At 70.2% G+C, this 20,182-nt stretch carries 17 protein-coding genes; 11 read left to right on the top strand and 6 right to left on the bottom strand.

Annotated elements, in window-relative coordinates:
• Nucleotides 1–288: 288 nt before the first annotated feature.
• Nucleotides 289–1,317 carry a rod shape-determining protein gene (locus BM076_RS32345; RefSeq protein ID WP_177246719.1) on the top strand — a complete coding sequence of 343 codons (1,029 nt, stop codon included), beginning with the start codon at nt 289–291 and terminating at the stop codon, nt 1,315–1,317.
• 359 nt (nt 1,318–1,676) lie between these two features.
• On the top strand, nt 1,677–2,909 hold the full coding sequence (locus tag BM076_RS32350; RefSeq protein WP_093717323.1) for a PP2C family protein-serine/threonine phosphatase: 1,233 nt from the start codon (nt 1,677–1,679) through the stop codon (nt 2,907–2,909).
• 11 nt (nt 2,910–2,920) lie between these two features.
• On the opposite strand, the gene BM076_RS32355 is transcribed toward BM076_RS32350, so the two are convergent.
• Nucleotides 2,921–4,336, bottom strand: coding sequence for an aldehyde dehydrogenase family protein (locus BM076_RS32355; RefSeq protein WP_177246720.1), 1,416 nt, complete (start codon nt 4,334–4,336; stop codon nt 2,921–2,923).
• A gap of 390 nt (nt 4,337–4,726) precedes the next feature.
• Here BM076_RS32355 and BM076_RS32360 point away from each other — a divergent pair, with 390 nt between their 5' ends.
• From BM076_RS32360 to BM076_RS32370, 3 genes are all read left to right on the top strand, one after another.
• On the top strand, nt 4,727–5,011 hold the full coding sequence (locus BM076_RS32360) for a chaplin (RefSeq protein WP_322936886.1): 285 nt from the start codon (nt 4,727–4,729) through the stop codon (nt 5,009–5,011).
• Nucleotides 5,012–5,174: 163 nt separating this feature from the next.
• A complete protein-coding gene (locus tag BM076_RS32365) occupies nt 5,175–5,696 on the top strand; it encodes a sigma-70 family RNA polymerase sigma factor (protein WP_177246721.1) in 522 nt (173 codons plus the stop codon).
• A 112-nt stretch (nt 5,697–5,808) separates the two neighbouring features.
• Nucleotides 5,809–6,201, top strand: a complete 393-nt coding sequence (locus tag BM076_RS32370) for a hypothetical protein (protein WP_093717327.1) — start codon at nt 5,809–5,811, stop codon at nt 6,199–6,201.
• Nucleotides 6,202–6,376: 175 nt separating this feature from the next.
• Here BM076_RS32370 and BM076_RS32375 read toward each other — a convergent pair whose 3' ends face one another.
• The gene (locus tag BM076_RS32375) at nt 6,377–7,027 is read right to left on the bottom strand and encodes a fasciclin domain-containing protein (protein WP_245796595.1); all 651 of its coding nucleotides are present in this window, start codon (nt 7,025–7,027) and stop codon (nt 6,377–6,379) included.
• Nucleotides 7,028–7,688: 661 nt separating this feature from the next.
• On the opposite strand from BM076_RS32375, the gene BM076_RS32380 reads away from it, so the two are divergent.
• Nucleotides 7,689–7,901: a DUF6199 family natural product biosynthesis protein gene (locus BM076_RS32380; protein WP_093717328.1), complete on the top strand. Its 213-nt coding sequence runs from the start codon at nt 7,689–7,691 to the stop codon at nt 7,899–7,901.
• Nucleotides 7,902–7,951: 50 nt separating this feature from the next.
• On the opposite strand, the gene BM076_RS32385 is transcribed toward BM076_RS32380, so the two are convergent.
• From BM076_RS32385 to BM076_RS32395, 3 genes are all read right to left on the bottom strand, one after another.
• Nucleotides 7,952–9,706 (bottom strand): thiamine pyrophosphate-dependent enzyme, encoded by a 1,755-nt coding sequence (locus BM076_RS32385; protein WP_093717329.1) that lies wholly within the window; start codon nt 9,704–9,706, stop codon nt 7,952–7,954.
• 142 nt (nt 9,707–9,848) lie between these two features.
• Nucleotides 9,849–11,432 (bottom strand): FMN-binding glutamate synthase family protein, encoded by a 1,584-nt coding sequence (locus BM076_RS32390; protein ID WP_245796590.1) that lies wholly within the window; start codon nt 11,430–11,432, stop codon nt 9,849–9,851.
• Between the two features lie 130 nt (nt 11,433–11,562).
• The gene (locus BM076_RS32395; protein WP_093717331.1) at nt 11,563–12,279 is read right to left on the bottom strand and encodes a hypothetical protein; all 717 of its coding nucleotides are present in this window, start codon (nt 12,277–12,279) and stop codon (nt 11,563–11,565) included.
• Between the two features lie 195 nt (nt 12,280–12,474).
• Between BM076_RS32395 and BM076_RS32400 the strand changes: the two genes are divergently transcribed.
• The 5 genes from BM076_RS32400 to BM076_RS36900 all read left to right on the top strand — a co-directional run bounded on the left by BM076_RS32400 (nt 12,475) and on the right by BM076_RS36900 (nt 18,464).
• Nucleotides 12,475–12,921 carry a DUF2690 domain-containing protein gene (locus BM076_RS32400; RefSeq protein ID WP_093717332.1) on the top strand — a complete coding sequence of 149 codons (447 nt, stop codon included), beginning with the start codon at nt 12,475–12,477 and terminating at the stop codon, nt 12,919–12,921.
• Between the two features lie 146 nt (nt 12,922–13,067).
• A complete protein-coding gene (locus BM076_RS32405; RefSeq protein WP_093717333.1) occupies nt 13,068–13,391 on the top strand; it encodes an NIPSNAP family protein in 324 nt (107 codons plus the stop codon).
• A 350-nt stretch (nt 13,392–13,741) separates the two neighbouring features.
• Nucleotides 13,742–13,903 (top strand): hypothetical protein, encoded by a 162-nt coding sequence (locus BM076_RS36895; RefSeq protein ID WP_177246722.1) that lies wholly within the window; start codon nt 13,742–13,744, stop codon nt 13,901–13,903.
• Nucleotides 13,904–14,649: 746 nt separating this feature from the next.
• Nucleotides 14,650–15,858, top strand: coding sequence for an FG-GAP-like repeat-containing protein (locus BM076_RS32410; protein WP_245796591.1), 1,209 nt, complete (start codon nt 14,650–14,652; stop codon nt 15,856–15,858).
• An 875-nt stretch (nt 15,859–16,733) separates the two neighbouring features.
• The gene (locus BM076_RS36900; RefSeq protein WP_177246723.1) at nt 16,734–18,464 is read left to right on the top strand and encodes a choice-of-anchor P family protein; all 1,731 of its coding nucleotides are present in this window, start codon (nt 16,734–16,736) and stop codon (nt 18,462–18,464) included.
• A gap of 67 nt (nt 18,465–18,531) precedes the next feature.
• Here the strand turns inward: BM076_RS36900 and BM076_RS32420 are convergent, their stop codons facing one another.
• Nucleotides 18,532–19,305, bottom strand: coding sequence for a hypothetical protein (locus BM076_RS32420; RefSeq protein ID WP_143120703.1), 774 nt, complete (start codon nt 19,303–19,305; stop codon nt 18,532–18,534).
• Between the last annotated feature and the right edge of the window lie 877 nt (nt 19,306–20,182).

The raw sequence follows: 20,182 nt of genomic DNA on the forward strand, positions 1-20,182 counted from the left end.
GGTACGGCTACGGACAGGCCGGTTCGTTTCCGCCGGTCAAGTGAGGTCCGAGGCGGCATCACATCGTCGTACTCGGGGAGGAGTTCGTCCCACCGGCCCATGGCGTCAGCACGTTCACGGCCCGCGAGGTGCGCGGCGAGATCTTCGATATGGATCCGGACGCCCTCTCCGTACACTTTCCCGTGCCCGGCGAGGGCAGCCCGTTCCTGTGCATGTCGGCCTGCGCCCATCCGTGAACGGGTGCCTGGAATGCGGCCGGTGGTGGGGCGGGACGGATCGGGGACGAGAGTGCGGGTCGGCGGTCTGCTGTGGTGGGCTCTGGACGAGATCCGGGTGCGGGTGACCGGTCGCAGTGCCCGGTTCTCGCAGGTGGTGCTCGAACTGGCCTGGAATCCGGGTCCCGGCGCCGACAACGCGCTCGCCGCGGACGTCCTGAGGGGCGGGTTCGCGAAACGGGCACAGCTGTGGGCGCCGACCGGATCGGTCGTATTCGTGGCTCCTGGAGCGGGTGCGCACCCGGGGGTGGAGCCGGCGGTGGAAGCGGCCCGGGGACTGTGGCCGGAGGCGGTGGTCACGGTGGTGGACGAGGCGGTCGCCGCCCTCGCCGGGGCGGCCCTGGGGACGGAGCCGTGCGCCTGCGTCGTGGTGCATCTGGACGCGCGGCGTACCTCGGTGGCCGTTGTCGCCGGGCGCGAGGTGGGGATGGCCCGCCTGGTACCCGGCGGCGCGTTGGGCCTGGCCGAGGCGGTGGCCGGGCACGCGTGGACCAGGCACCGGCTGGAGGTCGGGCACGAGGAGGCATGGGCGGCCGTCGTGCACGGCGGCGCGTTCGCCCCGTCGCCGCCGGGGCGTGAACCCGGGCCCGTTCACGGGGCGCGGATCATCGGGTACGGCCTATGCCCACGGCGGTCGGAGACGGTCGTCCTGTCGTCGGCCGAACTGCGCGAGGTCATGGGTCCCGCATACCGGGCGGTGGGAGATGCCGTGGCCCGGGTGCTGCGTGAGGTTCCGCCGGACACCGCTCGCCGGGCGGCGCACGGGGGATTGCTGCTGACCGGCCCTCACCCGCCGGGGGTCGAGGACCGCGTGGCGGATCTCACCGGGCTCACCGTGCACCGGGTGGCGGAACCGGACGCAGGGTTCGATCACCCCCAGGTTCTCCTGGACGGGGTGGACCGGCTGCTCGCCGCGAATCCTCCCGCCCCTGCCGTCCCCGCGGCCGGCCCGGACCAGGACGACGACGCGTCGCGGCAGAAACCCCTGATGAACCTGCTGCGCCTGCTGCCGCCACACGGCCCGGACGCGGGCGACTGGTAGCCCCGGGCCAGGACCACCGGCACCTCGCGGGTCACCTGCCGCGCCCCGCGCTGACGCCGGGGGAGCGCCACGCCCACGGGAAGCCATCACGCCGCATGCGCGGCCGGGCAGTGCGCGGTGCGCAAGGGAGCCGACGCGCGGTGGGCAGGCGGTCGGTCGAAGCTGAGGGCGAGATCTTGCGGAAGGGCGGTCTGTTGACCCGGGCCGAGCGCGGGCAGACGGACCCTGGAGAGGTCGGACGGTCGGACCTGGTGTCGTCGAGCAGCGAGGAGACGCGGAACATGACGAGGAACGGGGCGAGCGCCCGAGCCGGGCGTGTCCCTCACCGGGACACGGTCCCGGGCCGCGAGGCCGCCGCGATGTCGATCGCGGAGGTGCTGCAGGCCGCGGAGACCGCGCCGCCGGTGGAATCCCTCGATGTGGTCGCGCGGATCCTCAAGGACCGGCTCGGAGCTGTCGCCGTCTCCTTCCTGATCACGGATTTCACCGGCAGTTCGGTAGTACGGCTGGGCGCGGCTGGGAGTGTCGAGACCGGCGAGCCTGCCCGACGTATCCCCCTGAACGGCACCCTGTACGACGATGTGATCCGCACCCAGCGCCCGAGGGTGGAGGACAAGGGATCGGGAACACCGGTGCAGGTGGTGGCCCCGGTGACCAACCGCGGCGACGCCATCGGCCTGCTGGAGCTGTTCCTGCCCGAGGCACCGGACGCCGCGGTACTGCGGGAGATCGGCGCGGCGGCACACGCCCTGGCGTACATCGTCATCGCCAACCGACCCTTCACCGACCTGTACCAGTGGGGCCGGCGGACCCTGCCGCTGAGTCTGGCCGCGGAGATCCAGCACCGGTTGCTCCCGTCGTCGCTGACCTGCGAGGCCGCCCAGTTCGCGGTCTCCGGGGCGCTGGAACCGGCCGACCACGTGGGAGGCGACACCTTCGACTATGTCCTGGACCGCGACACCGTACAGCTGTCGATCACCGACGCCATGGGTCACGACGTCCGCGCCGCGTTGCTGGCCACGCTCGTGGTCGGCGCCCTGCGCCGGGCCCGCCGCGCGGGCGCCGACCTGCTGGAGCAGGCGGACCAGGCCGACCGCGCCATGCGCGAACAGACCGGCCAGGGGTACGTGACCGGCCAGCTGCTGCGGATCAGCCTGCGGGACGGCAGCACCGAATTCGTCAACGCCGGGCATCCCTGGCCGCTACGGCTGCGCGACGGCGCCGTGGAGCGGATCCACCCCAAGGTGGACATGCCCTTCGGCGTCGAGACCGCGCACACGTATCAGGTGCAGGCCCTGGACCTGCGGCCCGGCGACCGGCTGGTCATGCTCACCGACGGCATGCTGGAACGCAACGCCAAAGCCCTGGACCTGCCGGGCATGATCATCCGCACCCGGGAACTGCATCCCCGGGAGGCGGCCCGTGCCCTGATCGGTATGGTCGTCGACGCCTCCGACGGCCACCTGCAGGACGACGCCACCGTGATCTGCCTGGACTGGCACGGCACCGGCCGCTCCCGGCGTGACGCCGACACCGGCGCCGACCTCACCGAAGCCTCCTCGCCCACACTCTGGCGCCCCGCCGCCACCTGAGCCCCGCCGCGTCAGACGGTCAGTGGCGGGGTCTGCCGGGTGACGTAGCGGAGGCGGGTGCAACGGTCCAGGTCCGCGGCTACAGGCGTCACGTCCTGGTAGGGAGACGGGGCGGCGGAGGTGCGCGGGTGGGTGTTCACCCATACGTGGGGGAAGGCCAACTCGCGCGCGAAATCAGTGGCGGCGACCGTGTCCGTCGACCACGCAGAGGCGGTGCGGCGGTGCGGTATCGCGTTGGCGGCGTCCATCGCACGCCGCGACCCGGCGAATGTCTGGATGCCGACGACGGGGCCGAGGATGTCGGCGTGGCCCAGCTCGTCGTCCTGCCGGATGTCGGCGACGACGGTGGGTTCGAGGTAGCAGCCGGGTCCGTCATGCACCCGTCCGCCGGCGAGCACTCTGGTGTGCGAGGGCATCCGGCCCAGGAGTTCCACAGCGCTGTCGAGGCGGCCGCGGCCGAGCAGCGGTCCGCAGACCGGTGGACCGCCCGGCACACGGGAGAGCTGCGCCTCGGCCCGCTTCACCAGGGCCGCAGTGAATTCGAGAACGAGGTCGCTGCTGACCAGGATCCGGGAGATGGAGGTGGAGCTCTGTCCGGCCTCGGCGAACGCAGCCTCGGCGAGCACCTCCGCCGCCGCGTGCGGGTCCGCGTTCTCGAGTACGACGGCCAGGGACGTGCCCCTGAAGTCGAGATGCGTGCGGGTGAGAGCACCTGCCGCCCGCGCGGCCACCTCCCTGGCAGCGGCGCGTGAGCCGCACATGGTGACCAGCGCCGGGACATCGTGAGCGGCCAGCAGGTTTCCGGTGCGGTGTCCGCCGCACACGACATTGAGAACGCCGGGCGGCAGGATCTCGGCCGCCGACTCGGCCACCGCGAGCGCGGACGGGACGGCGGCGCCGGCGGGTTTGAGAACGACGGTGTTTCCCGCGGCCAGCGCCGGGACGACCCGTGTGCCGAGTTCGTCGAAAGGACGGTGGGATCCGCCCAGATGCACCACGACGCCGAGGGGCTCGTACCGCGCCGAGGACGTCAACGACGGCGCGAACGCTTCGACGTCCCCGGAGCTGCGGCGAAGGATCTCCCCGGCGGTCAGCCGAATACGTCGTGCGAGCTCCGACACCTCGTCCCGGCTCACCGACAGGTGCCACTGGCCTGTGCCGAGCGAGCCCGCGCTGACGAGGCTGTCCGCCCGGGATTCGACACCCGCTGCCATCTCGCACAGCGCCTTGCTGCGCCGCTCGGCGTCGGTGGTGCGCCAGTGGGCGAAGGCGCGGGCGGCGGCATCGGCCGCACGGTCCACGTCACGCGCGCCGCTTTCCGGCACGGCGGCGACCACGAGGCCGGTCGTCGGGTCGACCAGATCGGCAGTCGCCCCGTCGGCCGCGTCGCACAGCAGATTGTCGATGAAATTGCTGAACTGGCTCACGCCCATCGGTGTGCTCTTCCGGCCGGTGCCACGATCGAGGGAAGCCCTGTGATCCTCACATAGGGGGATTCGTCACCGGTACGGCAGAGGATTGCCCGCGCGCCGACGCTCTTCCGTCATCGGCGAGCCGTCGGGTCGGCCCCGTCCACGGCCTTCACCTCTCATAGCGGTCCGCCAGCGGCGTCCCACGGGGCATGCGAGTGACTCTCGCGGCCTGCGGGACAGGCACAGCCGTACGAACTGCGTCCATTCGAGTGGATCCCGCGCACCGCACCCGTCCAGAGCGCCGTCGGGGACGAACCCTCTGCGTTCCGTCCGACGGCGCGAGGTATCCGAACGCCGCCGGACACCACCTGATGCGAAGGAATCGAAGGAGCCGTCATGAAACTGATGCGCAAGGGTGCGGTACTGGGTGCGCTGGCCGGTGGCATCATCCTCGCCGCGAGCGGCGTGGCCGCAGCGGACTCCGGAGCCACCGGTGCCGCGGTCGGTTCACCGGGCGTCCTGTCGGGCAACCTCATCCAGATCCCGATCGACATCCCGGTCAACGCCTGCGGCAACTCGCTCAACCTGATCGGCGCCCTCAACCCCGCCTTCGGCAACACCTGTGTCAACGACAGTCACGGTGGCGCCTGGGCACATGGCTGGGACAACAGCTGGATGACCTGGCACTGACGCAAACCGCTCCCATATGTGCGTCCGCACGCTTGTCGGGTGCTGCGGATCGGACACCGGACCGGGCTGCCCGAGCGAACTTCAGCACGGTCAGCCCGGTACTCCCCATGACTGCGGCAACCTTCGCGGCGACCAGGGGAGTCACCGGCTCGACTGCGGGCTGTTGGCAGTCGCCGACGGCGACCACAAGGCGTTCACCGATCTCTACGTGACCGTCCTCCCCGTACTTCTGGCCGTGATCCGACCCCGGCTGAGCAGCCGGGCCGACGTCGAGGACGTCGCCCAGGACGTGATGACCGAGCTGTGGACCAAAGCCGGGGACTTCCGGCCGGACCGAGGCAGCGCACTGGCCTGGATCGTCACCATCGCCCGCCGCCGCACGACCGATCACCTGCGCCGGGCGGCCGCCCTACGCCGCCACGACCTCTATGCCGCCGGCGCACATGTGACGTCGTCCGATCGCCCGGTCGAGGACACCGTCCAGGAGCGTCTGGACCGCGGCGCGATGGGCCGTGCGCTGGCCGGGCTGACCGACCTCCAGCGTGAAGCCGTCCAACTCGCCTTCTACACCGGACACACGCACGAGCGGACCGCGCACCTGCTCGGTGTCCCGTTAGGTACGGCCAAGTCCCGTATTCGTAGCGGCCTCGCCGGCCTGCGTGCCGAACTCGAAGACGGTGCCTGAATCATGACCGGCCGCGCGGGCCGTGCGGGCCGGGCGGCTCGCACGGTTCGCTTAGGGCGGTGAGCGGGGGTAGGCGAGCGGTCAGGTACCGACATCGGAGAGGTGAGCGATCATGGCGAAGAAGTCGACGCACCCGAAGGCCGCCGCCGCGGCGGCGAAGACGGTCCGGGGCAAGGGTTCTGCGGGGAAGGCCGGGAAGACCGCGGCGGCAAGTGCCCTGTCGCAGAAGGCCGGCAAGAAGAGCGGTACGGGCAGTGGCAAGGCCACGAAGGCCAAGGCGGCGTCGGCGGCGGGCAAGACCGTACGTGCGGCGAAGAGCACCAAGTCGGAGAAGACGGCTGCCGGGAGCGCGTTGTCGCAGAAGAAGTCCGCGACGCCGCGCATGCCGGGCAAGAAGGTGCTGACCGCGGCGGCGAAGGTGCTGGCGGACCGCAAGGCGAGCAAGAAGGCCCGCTCCGAGGCGGCGACGACGCTCGCGCGTGCCGCCGCACACGCCACCCGCTAGCGGAACACGGGGGCAGACCTGGCACCCCTCCTGGGGCATGGCAGCCGCTGCCGTCAGCGCCGCCCGGATGGCCGAGACACGAAACGTGTTCGGCCATCCGGGCCCGCAGCACTGCTCGCCACGATCCTCCACGCCGTGTACGCCGGGGGCCGGCCGTGGCGCGACGGGGTCCGTCCTACTTCGGCATCAGCACGGTGTCGATGATCTGAACCGTCGCGTTGGCGGTGGACACGTTGCCGCAGACGACGTTGGCGGTGTCGTTGACCTTGTACGACTCGCCGGAACCGGCGGTGGTCAGCGTTCCCTTCTCCAGCGTGGTGTACGTGCCCTTGGCCAGGCCGTCGGGAGCCTTCACCGGCTGACCGACGACGTGGTACGTCAGGATCTTGGTGAGCGTGGCCTTGTCGGCCAGGACCTTGTCGAGCTGTGCCTTCGGGATCTTCGCGAAAGCATCGTTGGTGGGCGCGAACACGGTGATGTTCTGCGCGTTGTTGAGCGTGTCCACCAGGCCGGCCTTCTGTACGGCCGCGACGAGCGTGGACAGCGCCGGGTTGTGCGAGGCCGCGGTGGCCACCGGGTCCTTGGCCATGCCGTCGTAGCTGCCCGCGCCGTTCTTCGGCACCGAGGCGCAGCCCGATCCGAAGTGCGCATCCATCGCCGCGGCGGACGAGGTGGCCGCCTGCGTGGTGGGCGCGGCCGTGGTCGCCATGGCGGAGCTGCTCGGCGAGGCCGCCGAGTCGTCCTTGCCGTCGTCGTCGCTGGAACAGGCACTGACCGCCAGGGGAAGTACGGCGGCCTCGGCCAGCGCACCGACGATCGACGGCACCGCGTCCCATCGATGGTTGTTCGGTCGGCTCCACGCGGCGACGGCGCCGATCGCCCCGAAGAGGAGTACGCCCGCGCAGCCCGTACGCCGCAGCCACAGCGACATGACCCCCAGCGCCAGCGCGAACAGGGCGAGGATCACGACGATGCCCAGCTGCAGCACAAGCTTGTCGTTCGTGCCGAAGTGCCGTACGGCGTAGTCCTTGAGCGACGCCGGAGTGCGGTCGATGACCGCGCCACCGACCGCCGTCACCGGGCTCGCCTCCGGACGGGCCGCCGCCGAGACCGACTCGCCCACACCGAGCGACGCGGCCGCCGCCAGCAGCCCGCCCAACGCACCCAGCACCCAGCGAACCCAACGATCCGCGCGGCGCATCCGCTGAGGCGAGTGGGGCTCCAGCGGCGTTGTGGGAATGCTGGCTCTGTGGTCGGGCGCACCCCGCATTCGTCGCCGTGCGGTCCGCGGCTTGGTGCCGATTTCCACGCGCCGCAGGACGGCCGATGACGCGAGGGGACGAAGAACGTCTCACGTCCCGCTGCCGCCGCGGGAAAGCCGGGCAGCAGGTGCGAAAACCGGGGTAGGCGTGCAAGGCGGTCCGGACGCGCCGACCGCCGGACGTGACGGACGTGACGTGGTGTCCGATGAGGTTCGAGGGGGATATGTGTTCATCGTCATCTTGTGCTTGATGCTCGCCATGGGACTCGTCCAGGTCGTGCGCCCACAGCTTCTGTGGCAGATGAACCGGCGCCTGCAACGCGGTTGGGTGAAGGATCCCGACGGCACCGAGCCGACCCGCAAGGGTTATGCGGTGCAGCGCGTCACCGGGGTCGTGTTCCTCGCTGTCGCTGTCTGGATTCTGGTTACCAACCTCTGACCCGCGCGCGTCGCCCGCCCGTCCGGCGGGCGACGGCCAGGAAGCGTCGCTCAGCTGTCGTCACCGCGGCTGCGGACCAGTTCCTTCATCTTGGCGACGGCGAAGCCCCAGCCCTGCTCCACGGTGGGCTTGGCGGGTACCGCGACCTCTTCGGGGTTGGTGAGGACGTCGAGGAGGACGGGACCGGGGGTGGCGAAGGCGGTACGGACGGCGTCGTCCAGCTCCTTCGGGTCGGTGACGCGGATGCCGGTGATGCCCATCGCGGTGGCGACGGCCGCGAAGTCGGGGTTTTCCAGAGTGGTGCCGAACTCCGGCAGCCCTGCCTGCTCCTGCTCAAGCTTGACCATGCCCAACCGGCGGTTGTCGAAGACGACGAGCTTGACGGGCAGTTCGTTGGTCTTGAGCGTGATCAGGTCGCCGAGCAGCATGCTCAGCCCCCCGTCGCCGCAGAACGCCACGACTTGGCGGTCGCGGTCCAGGATCTGGGCGCCGATGGCCTGCGGCATGGCGTTGGCCATCGAGCCGAGGTTGAACGATCCGAGCAGCCGGCGCGCGCCGCGCATCTCGACGAACCGGGAGAGCCACACGGTGGCCATGCCCGTGTCGGAGGTGAAGATCGCATCATCCGCAGCGGCACGGTCCACAGCTGCCGCGAGGGCCTCGGGGCGGATGTCGTGGTCCCTGTTGTCGAAGACCGAACGCACCTTTCCGACCAGGCCCTTGTCGTGGCCGGGAGCGGCGAGCCGGGCCTGGCCCTCCCGCCAGGCGGCGAAGCGCTCGCGGGACTTCTCCAGGTGCCCACGGTCGCGCTCCTTGTCCGTACCGGACCGGCCCGCGGGCAGCCGGGCCAGCAGATCGCGCACCGCAGCGCCGACGTCGCCCACCAGAGCGACGTCCACCGGAACGCGGCGTCCGATGTGCGCGGGCTCGGTGTCGACCTGAATGACGGTCAGGCCGTCGGGATACCAGTCGCGGTAAGGGAAGTCGGTGCCGAGCATCAGCAGGACGTCCGCGTCCTCCAGTGCCGAGGCCGCCGCCGGGTTCCCGATCAGACCGGTCTGGCCGACCTGGAACGGATTGTCGCCCTCCAGGCCCTCCTTGGCCTTCAGCGTGAGCACCATGGGCGCCGCCAGGCGGTCGGCGAGCGCGAGGACGTCCTCGCGAGCGGCACGGGAACCCTTGCCGACCAGCATCGTGACGCGGTCGGCCCGGTCCAGCAGCTCGGCCGCCCTGCGCACCGCGTCCTCCTCGGGACGGGTGGTCGGTGAGCTGAGCGAGAAGCGGGCCGGGCGGTCGGCTCCCAACTCGCGGTCACCGATGTCGCCCGGGACCGTGAGGACGGCGACTCCCTTGCGCCCCAGGGCATTGCGTACCGCAGTTTCCAGCAGCAGCGGAAGCTGGTCGGGCGAGGTGATCGTGGCGCGGAAGACGGCGACGTCGTCGAAGAGCGCGTCGTTGTCGACCTCCTGGAAGTAATCGCTGCCCAGCTCGGTCAGCGGAACCTGGCCGGCGATGGCGAGTACGGGAGTGCGGCTCTTCGCGGCGTCGTAGAGGCCGTTGAGCAGGTGGATCGAACCGGGGCCGACCGTGCCCATGCAGACCCCGAGCCGTCCGGTGAGCTGTGACTGGGCGCCGGCGGCGAACGCGGCGGCCTCTTCGTGCCGGCAGCCCACCCACGCGATGTCGTCGGTGGTGCGGATGGCGTCGGTCAGTGGGTTCAGTGCGTCGCCGACGACGCCGAACACCTGGCTGACGCCAAGTTCGCTCAGTGCGTCCACGATGACGCGGGCAACGGTTCTGGCCACGGGGGTCCTCCGGCGGTGCGGTGGGGAAGGGGGCGGACGGTGGAGCAGTGAGTACGTGCGGACGGTGGAGCGGTGGGGGACGTGCGGACGGTGGAGCGGTGGGCGAAGGAGGGACCGGGGCGACGTACGGCCGGGCGATGTGTCAGATGCCGAAACGGTCGGGGTCGGCGGCGGACCAGTCAGCGGCCCAGGATCGAGGCGGCTCGGCGAACAGCTGCCCCGGGGCAAGCCACTCGTAGAGCTCGTCGTACGGGCGGACCGTGTGCGGGTCGACGCGCCGACGCAGCATGTGCGGACGCAGGTCCGCGGGGTCGGTGACGCCCATGGCCGCCATGATCTCCAGAGCACTGGCCACGGTCGACTCCTGCAAACGCCGGACCCGTTCGGTCTTGTCCCCGACGTCGAGGGCACGGGCCCGGCGCGGATCCTGGGTGGTGACGCCGACGGGGCAGGTGTTGGTGTGGCAGCGCTGGGCCTGGATGCATCCGACGGCGAACATCATGGCGCGGGCCGCGTTGCCGTAGTCGGCGCCCTGGAGGAGCCGCTTGACCAGGTCGCTGCCGGTGGCGATCTTGCCGCTCGCACCGATCCGGATCCGATCGCGCAGGCCCGCGCCCACCAGTGCGTTGTGCACGGTGATCAAGCCCTCGGTGAGCGGCGTCCCGACATTGTCGGCGAACTCCAACGGTGCCGCCCCGGTGCCGCCCTCCGCGCCGTCCACGATGATGAAGTCGGGCGCGGTGCCTTCCTCGACCATCGCTTTGCAGACGGCCAGGAACTGCCGACGAGAGCCCACGCAGAGCTTGAAGCCGGCCGGCTTCCCGCCCGACAGCTCCCGCATCCGGGCGATGAACCGCACGAGTTCGCGCGGTGTGGAGAACACCCGGTGATAGGGCGGCGAGACGACCGTCTCGCCCTGCGGGACGTCCCGGACGCGGGCGATCTCCGCGTTGACCTTGGCCCCGGGCAGGACTCCGCCGATCCCCGGCTTGGCTCCCTGGGAGAGCTTGAGCGACACGCATTTGACGTGCTCGTGGGCCGCCTTCTCGGTGAATTCCCCGGCGTCGAAGTCACCGTCGCCGGTGCGGCACCCGAAGTAGCCGGTGCCGATCTCCCAGACCAGGTCGCCACCGGGACGCAAGTGGTACTCGGACAGGCCGCCCTCGCCCGTGTCGTGCGCGAATCCGCCGGCAGCCGCGCCGCCGTTCAGGGCGAGGATCGCGTTCGAGGACAGCGACCCGAAGCTCATCGCCGACACATTGAGCAGCGCCATGTCGTACGGCTTGCTGCAGTCGGGGCCGCCGATGCGTACGCGCGGCGGACTGTCCGGCACCGGTCGCGGGGCCATCGACGGCACCAGGAACTCGTGGCCCGCCGCGTAGACGTCGGTCTCGGTGCCGTACGGCTCCTCGGCGTCGGTGCCCTTCGCGCGCTCGTACACGATGGTGCGTACGTCCCGGTCGAACGGCCGTCCGTCGAAGTTCCGCTCGATGAAGTACTGCTGCAGTTCGGGGCGGATCTTCTCCAGCAGGTACCGGGCGTGCCCGATCACGGGGTAATTGCGGAGGACCGAATGCCGCCGCTGGGTGAGGTCCCACACCCCTAGTCCGCCGAGGGCTGCCAAGGGCGCCGCCCCGATCCACCACCATGGCGAGAGCCACACCGCCGCGCACACAGCCGCCGCGGCCACCAGCACCAGCGCGACGACCCATCCGGTTCTCTTCACTCTCGGCATCTAACCCCGGACGGCGGTTCCACTCCGTTCCGCCCCGCCGAGTGCGCTTCCACCGGCCACCCGCACGGAACATCACCGCCTGACCACGGACAGTTGGCCCGCCATGGCGCGGCCGGAAGGGTCAGTGGAGGATGCTGACGGCTCGTGCGATGACCAGCAGTGAGGTGATGAGCGCGGAGATGCTCTCGATGCTCATGAGGAGTTTGGCCCGGGTGGACAGCGGCATCGTGTCGGTCGGGCTGAACGCGGTGGAGTTCGTCACCGAGATGTAGAGGTAGTCGACGAGGGTCGGCACCCAGTCGGAGGTGGCGCTGGCGCCGTCGGCGACTTCCTGGACGGTGTCACCGTTCTCGTCCTGCGAGAAGCGGAAGTCCGCCAGTGGCAGGTCTTCCCGTGCGGCCTGAGTACGCGCCACAGGGCCGCCGCGGTCGAGTTCCCAGTAGGCCAGGCCGAAGACGATGATGTTGGTCAGCCACACCTGCAACGCCGCCACCAACAAGGACTTGCCGTCTTTGACGCCCGCGGAGACGAGCTGGTGGACGAGGATGCCCAGAGCGGTGAGATTGCTGGCCGCGATGATCAGCACCAGCGTGAGGGACAGGATCCGGAACATCCGGGTCTGCCGGGTCAGCCGCCGGGGGTTGATGGCGATAAGGGGCACGAGCAGGAGCAGTTCCAGGGCGGGCAGGACGAACCGGGGCGCGATCAGCAGCCGTTGCGGCAGCGCCAGGTAGAGAGCGATGGCGGCGAGCGTGGCGATCACTGCGGGGAGCCGCGCCTCGCCGCGGCGCTGGTGCCTGGGGTGGCGTACACGAGCGTCCGCGCGGCTTGCCGCCATGGTGATGAACCTCCGGTGCCCGACGTCAGACGCCGATCCGTTCGGCACCGGAGTGTAACCGTGCGCCGAGTCCACGGCGCGCGCGGCTCGTCGGTTCCCCCTACGGGGCCATATTGCTCCGATTCACGGGTGTTTGAGCACCTACTGGTGGGACAGGAGGGGCGAAAGCGCTCCAGGGATCGGAAGGAGACCGTCATGAGAACGAGAAAACGCGCGATCGCCCTCGGCTTATCAGGGGCGGCCTGCGCCGCGATGACCCTCATCGGCGCGGGGCCGGCGTCTGCCGGTGTCGGCAGCTATCCGTACGACAACCAGGACCCGTCCGCCTCCGGTTGCAACAGCGACGCCATCACCGCCAGTTCGGCGAACGTCGGAGGCGGTGCGACGATTCTGCTGCGCTACAGCCCCCACTGCCGCACCGTGTGGGCACACATCCAGGGCGCTGCGCCGCGCACCGCGGACAACGCCGGAGGCTCGGCCCTGATCTACCGGGAATCCGACGGCGCCGGCATCCGCACCTACTGCGGTGGCGCGACCAGCTGTTACACCCCGATGCTCTACGACGGGGGACTGACGTCGCACGCCACCGGAACGAACGACACCGGGTTCACCATCTACAGCGGCACCACCGGTTCCTACTGACCGAGGGGAACACAGCCGCGTGACGAGCGTGCACGACCTAGAGCCTGCCGACAACGCCCGGCAGGCTCCGGCGCGTCCGGTGACCGCGCCCCTCGTACGCACCGGCCTTCAACAGCGGCACGCCATTCGCGGGCTAATCTTGACACATGATCACATGCGTGGTGCGGTACACCGTCGACCCGAAGAAGATCACGGCCTTCGAACAGTTCGCCCGACGCTGGATGGCACTGGTGCAGGCGCACGGCGGCACGCATCACGGTTACTTCCTTCCCGCGGAAGGAGCGAGCGACGAGGCCCTGGCCTTGTTCAGCTTCCCCGGTCTGGCGGCCTACGAGGAGTACCGGCAACTGTTCGGCCGCGACCCGGAATTCATCGAGGCGGACCGCATCCGGGACGAGTCCGGATGTGTGCTGCGCTACGAACGCACCTTCATGCGCCCGCTTCTCCCCGGCGACGACGGTTCGGCCTGACCGTCACCCACGTTCACGGATCCGCCGGGCTGCGGGCTGCCCCCCGCCGAACCCGCACCCGGACACCCCGGCTTTCGACCTGCGCCACTCGGAGACCGCCGCCGTCGAACAGCGTCAGCACGGTACGAGCGGCGCGGTCGCCAGGGCTCCGGTCGGACAGCGGAAGCCAGCATCTGTGCGTTCTTCATCGGCGCGGTTCTCACCACCCTCGTCGCCGACGGCCGGAAGGCGGGGAGCCGGCGGCGGAAGGCCGAATCACGGCGGGACGATCCGCGGCGCGGGGATGCTGCGTAGACTCGGCAGCCGATCGCCACGGGGGCGGACGACACAAGTCCGAAGGAGCCCATCGCATGGACGCCGATTCGACGACATCGATCTACGACCAGCTGATCGCCGAACGCGGCGACGTACCCGCGGCCGTCAGGAAGGCGGCAGAAACGATCCAGCGTGAACTCGACCGTGACCTGGAGGCGTTCTCGCGGACCGCGCCCGCTGACGGCTGGTTCCGGTAGGAGCCGCCCCGACCTGCCGATCGGCGCCGGATACGCCGGGCGAGCCATGGCGATACCGGTCCGACATGGTCCGTGGTGTGTGGGTGCCGTCAGATGTGAGCCGGACCGGCGGTGACACGACCCGTACGTGGGCGGGGGAGAGGTGCAGCTCGTACGGCAGGCAGCAGTCGGAGCAGAGGGTCGCGATCAGTGTCCCGCAAGCGCAGGCCTGGTTCAGTCCTCCATCGGGTGTCGCCCCGCAGCACGCGGCGGAGGCGTGCCGCGTCGTCAAGCCGCGGCAGTCATCCGGGTTCACGACGATATTGCCCCGTGGACCCTGTGAGATCAGTGGATACCCGTCGACGTTGTGGCGGGTTCCGTGCCGTGGCATCACTGGTCCGGGTACCTCGGCTACGACGAGAGGCGGGCCGTACGGCTGTGAGCATGTCGAGAGCCGCACACACCGGCCCTCTGATGCCGGCGTCGAAGAGGTCGGCCGCACACCGGCGGTTCCTGGTCCGGCCAAGGACCGGGTGGCGCTGCTCCGCCGGCAGACGCGGCGCCGCCCCTGCCCGTTCGGCGGCTCCGCCGCGTCTGGCTGCGGCCTCGATGCGGCCTTCGCGCCTAGAGGCAGAGATATATCGGACCGTCGTATGAGCCGCATCCGTGGTCGCTAGCGTGTGCTGGGCAGCCCGGGACAGAACGGGCCGGACGTTCCTTTGGGGGCCGGTATGCACACGCCATTTCATTTCTCCCTTCGCGCGACCGTGCTGACCACTGCCGTCGCGTTGGGTACGGTCGCCGCCGGCATCATTCCCGCTCAGGCGGCGACCGGTTACGACCGCTGTCCGCAGGGTGCCGTCTGCCTCTTCGACCAGCCGGGCGGTCAGGGGGCGATGACGTCCTTCACGTCCCCGCAGTCCGCGCTCGGCGCGTGGGACGACAAGGCGTCCTCGGTCTACAACCGCACCGGCCTGCCCTACCTGTGCATGTACAGCCTCGCCGACTACCAGTACCTCGACGCCGTCCAGGACGTCGTGGCGAACACCTCGGGGACCGGGAACGACCGGTGGGAGCTGTCGGCATTCACCAGCAAGGCTTCCACGCTGGACCGGAATCTGAGTTCCCTGCGCTGGGCGCGCACCATGCGCGAGTGCCAGGGCGGCCCCGAATACCTGCCGTGGGTCGCTCCGTACGGCGTCTTCAAGCGCCCCGCCCAGCCGTTCGGTGATCTCAACCGCGACGGCCGGGAAGACCTGCTCCTGCGGACGTACTCGGGGAAGCTGTGGCGGCTGCCCGGTGACGGAACCGGTGCGCTGGAGGGCTCCGGCTGGAATTCGATGTCGGAGCTGACCCGGCACGGCGACCTCAACGGTGACGGGACCGAGGACCTGCTCGCCCGCGACACCTCGGGGCGGCTGTGGGTCTACCCGGGCACCGGCCGGGGCACGTTCGCCGCGCGCACGTCGGTCGGCACCGGATGGAATTCCATGACCGCGATCACTGCTTCCGGGGACCTCGACGGCGACGGCAAGGGCGATCTGCTGGCGCGCGACAGCACCGGGAAGCTGTGGATGTATCCGGGCAAGGGCGACGGCACCTTCGGCGCCCGGGTGCTGGTCGGCCCGGGGTGGAACGCCATGGGGGCCTTCGCGGCGCCCGGCGATGTGACCGGCGATGGACACCCCGATCTCCTCGTCACGGAGTTGGCGACGGGCAAGCTGTGGCTCTACCCAGGCGACGGCCACGGCCGCCTCGGCACCCGGACGCTGGCGGGCACCGGCGGCTGGAAGCCCTTCACGACGCTGCTCGGCATCGGTGACCTGACCGGGGACGTCCTGCCTGACCTGGTCGCCGCCACCGAGCCGGTCACTGGCGCGGCGGGCGAGTTGCGCGTCTACTCGGCGGGTACCTCGGAGGGTGTGTACGACACCGGTGGGCACGTGAGTCTGTCCGACGGCGACGCCCTGTTCTGACCGCTCGCGCGGCCACTGCGCAACACCGCGGGCTCGGGAAACGGCCCGCCGCCGTGGTAGCGATCGCTGTCGACCCCGCCACCGTCCGGGCGATGACCGGCGAATTCACCTCGGCGGGCACCCAGGCCGGCTCCCTGCACCTCTTCTGGGACGCCACCACAGGCCTCTGACCTGGCCAACGGCACCGGCATCCGGCTGCCGTCAGGTCCGCCTTCTGGCGGGCGCCCGAATCCCCGTCGAAGCCCCGGCCTTCCAGGAGGCGGTGCGAACCAGCCCCTTCCGTACCTGCGAAGCCCGGGTGCCGGGCGGTGCACCCTGCGACCTCAGCGTGCTTGAGGTGACGGACGACGGTGTAGGCGTCGGCCGCGTGGGCAGCGACCACGACCAGGACGGCGTCGCCGTCGGCTGCGCATACCTGCTGCACGCGCTGGTCTCGGGGGGGCGCGGGACCAACGGGTCCTGGAAGGCGGCGTGTCCGCCGGATTCATGGCGATCCGGTGTACCGGCACCGAGGACGCCTGTCCATCCTGATGGCCGCCCGCCTGGAGTGCCGACTCCGCGGCACGCGCCCGGATGTTCACGCGTGACGGTGTGGTGGGCTGATCAAACCTTTTGGGGCACTCCGACCGTGCGCGGACGGGGGGCTTGTGGCAGCACGCACCGGCTTGTGCGGCGCGTGGTCCTGTGTGTGCATCCGAGGCGTTGGTGCGCGCCGATGTGCGCACCAACGCCGGGCGTGGAAGGTGGCCGCAGGCGTTCCTCGCGTCGGCATGGTGTGCCGACCCGAGGGGACGGGGTGCTCTGGAATGTCCGTACGAAGGGGGTTGTGGATGAAGCGTTTCGGCCTGGCAGAAACCGGCATGGGGGAGGCTGACGTGGGGTCAGCACGCGCACGGTGGGGGCGCCGGGTGGTGACGGCGCTGTTGGGTGTCACCGTGCTGGCGGCGGGATCGCTGGTCGCGAGCGGATCGGCCGCGGCGAACGCGCCCGGGCGGCCCGGGACACCGAGCGCACCGACGACGGTGTTCACCGAGGATTTCGAGAACGGCCAGGGGCCGGCGGTGACATCGCTGCCGGACTACACAGGTGCCGGGCCGGCGGCCGAGACGTACACGGCGGATCCGGCGTGGCTGACCGCCTGCAATGGCCTGCTGGTGTCGCAGCAGGCACCTGCGGTTCCCCCGGCGGGCGTCTACTGCGGCAGCTACTGGGCTCAGAACAAGCAGATGGCCTCGGCGCTGGGGACCTGGTCAGGCGGTGACGCGGCCACCAACCACTCTCTCACCGCCTACACCTCGGCCGATCCGGGCGCGGGTCGTACGGAGTTGGAGACCGTACAGCCGATCCCGCTGAGCGCGGACCACCGTTTCCTGACCTTCTCGGTGGACGCGGCGGCGCAGAACTGCTTCGCCAGCCACCCGCTGCTCGCCTTCTACCTGCTCGACGGCGGAACGGCCCGCGCCGCTTTCAGCTCGCCCATCGACCCCTGCCAGAACCCGGGCGCGGTCATCGGCGGCACCTCGGTGGGCACGTACGCGAGCAATGGCTCGGTGCTGTTCACCGGTGACTCGGCGGGCATCCGGCTGGTCAACGAACAGGCCAGCGGCGGCGGAAATGACGGCGCGATCGACAACGTCCGCCTGCTGGACGCCACTCCGCAGCTCGACCAGGGCTTCGCGCCCACGCAGTTGCCCGTCGGCGCGCCCAGCACCCTCACCTTCACCGTCACCAACACCAGCGAACTGGCCGCCAAGGACGGCTGGTCCTTCAACGCCCAACTCCCCGCCGGACTCAGGCTCGCCGACGACAGCGCCACCACGGACTGCGGCACCGCAACGGCCACCGCGGACGCCGGAGACGGCACGGTGACCGTGCACGGCGACCTGGCCGCCGGGCAGCGGGACTGCACCGCCACTGTCCGGGTCACCTCGATCAACGGCGGTACGTATCAGGTGTGCGCCTCGGCGATCAGCGACCCGGTCGGTGTCGACTTGCCGGGCTGCACCTCTGTGACCTTCACCGCGCCCGTCTTCGACGCCCGCTCCAACGGCGCACGGCTCACCGCGCCACCGCTCACCATCGGTCCGCTCGTCCCGTCCGCCCACTCCTGCACGTCGCTGCCCGGCGACGACCGCCACTCCGTGATCAGCGCCGCCCTCGGCAGCGTCGGCACCCTCGGTGTGCTCACCACAGACGCCTCCGGCGCCGTCGACACCGACGGCGCACGTACCGCCGCCGCCCACGCCAAGGCCACCGGACTCAACCTCCTCAGTGGCCTGATCACCGCCGACGTCGTCGGAACCTCCGCCCAGGCCCGGCAAGTCCTCACCGACGCCGGCCCGGGCACGGTCGCCACGACCGGCAGCACCACCCTCACCAACCTCCGCGTGGCCGGAGCCGCCGTGGCCGCCAACGCCGCCCCGAACACCACCATCGCGCTGCCCTTGGTCGGCTCGCTGGTCATCAACCAGCAGACCCCCGTCGCAGGCGGCAAAGGCATCACCGTCACCGCCCTGTCCCTGACCCTGCTCACCGGAGTCCACGTCACCGTCGCCCAGACCACCGCGGCCCTGCTCCTGCCCACCGACCCCTGCCCCGCCACCTGACCCCGACCACCTCATCCGAGGCCCGGCCCTCCGCCGCCCACAAGGCGGAAGGCCGGGCCTCACCGCGTCATACGAGCGTGGGAGTGGCGGGAGAGTCGGTCGTCCCGGCCACCGACCCGTTCTTCACGGCGCCCGCAGACAGGCTCTGAAGGCATGCCAGTTGGACCGCCTCGGCCATCGCCCTGGGGCGCACACCGCGTATCACCCGCCGCTCGTCGGCGTCCCTCCGGAGAAAGCTGACGAGAATACCGTTGAAGAACTGGCCGAGCAGGAGATATCCCCGGCGCGAACTCCACATGGTCCAGCCCACATAGAGGGCCGATCCTTGAGGGAACACCGTCACGTACGCCTGGTAATTCCCTTCGGTCAGCCGCAACCGGTAGGTGGCATTCTCGCCGCTCTCCGGCTGCACCGACTGGGCGGCGACGGACGGTGCGCTGTGCAGATCCTGAAGCGCGACGGTGATTTCCTGGAATACGTCAGCCGCACGGTGCCGGTGCTCGTCGAGGAGAACCCGCCATTCCGCCACCGGCTCGGTGACCCTGCCGCAGAACAGCACAGCCGAGTACACGAACATCGCCAGCACTATGGTCCCGACCGCCAGAGCCGTGCTGATGCTGTTGCCCGTCAGCCACTGGGCCAGGATGACGATCAACGGCGGCAGCGTCACCACATGGGTGACCAGCACCGCCTTGACGAGCACGACCCCGATTGCCGAGACAGGCACATCCTCCTCGAAGGCAAGATCCAGCGCTCCCGGCCGCTGCGGCTTGTCCAGCTGCGCCGCGCAGTCGTCGCCGAGTCCGCCCACCATTCGCGGCGCTGCGTTGTGCTGTTCCATGTACTTCACCTCAACGGAGTTGTGGCCAATGGACAGTGAGAAAAGCGGGACTATCTGACATGTCGACAGCAAAAGGGTGCCGTTCTGGCTCACCTTTTCGGGGATCGAATTCCTGGGCGCAACGGTTCAGCGCAGTACCGGCGGCGGTCGCCTACGAAGCAGAGGTTCTCGGAGGCATCGCACCGGACGGCCACCGCTGTTTGCGCCTCGGCGCATCACTCGAATGCATCCGAAGACGATGATGAGAACTCGCGCGGTGCATCGACGTCCGGTTCAGATCTTTCCCGGGGCTTCACGGGGCGCTCATATGTGCCCAACCCGGTCGTCCACAAATTAACGACCAGCGGATCCAGATTGAAAAGCCGAAAGGAAAAGGAGATCCGGGAAGCCGCGGCCGGGGAATTTCGGACACACCTCGACCAGCAATTCCCGAGTGTGACACCTGCGTTGGAGGAGTGTCAACCGACGTGTCCCCGGGCGGAGCGGGGGTCGTAAGGCGCGCCGGCGACCAGTGCTGGCCCGCTCCGTCGGCCGGGCCTGCCGTCGGTGAGGCTTTGAAGCAGCGAGGTGGTTCCCATCTGCCCCACGGGCCCAGTCGGTTCAGATGTCACCTGATCGTGCATCAGTCCCGGCGGGGCGCGACTGCGGTGTTCCGCCCTGCTTCTGCGCCTCCTCGCTCCACCCGGGCGTCCACCTGGATCTCCACCCGGTCTCCACCCCGATGTCCACCTGGATTTCCACCCTGGGGCCAAGGCGGTGACGGCAGTTTCTCGCGATGATCATCTGTGTCGGCCCGGTCGTCCGGGCCGGCATCCCGACCGAGCCGAGGTGATTCGTCATGCCCGAGAAGTGGTCCGTCGAAGCAGTTGCCGCCGTG

The organism is Actinacidiphila alni (genome assembly GCF_900112845.1).
Lineage (GTDB): Bacteria > Actinomycetota > Actinomycetes > Streptomycetales > Streptomycetaceae > Actinacidiphila > Actinacidiphila alni.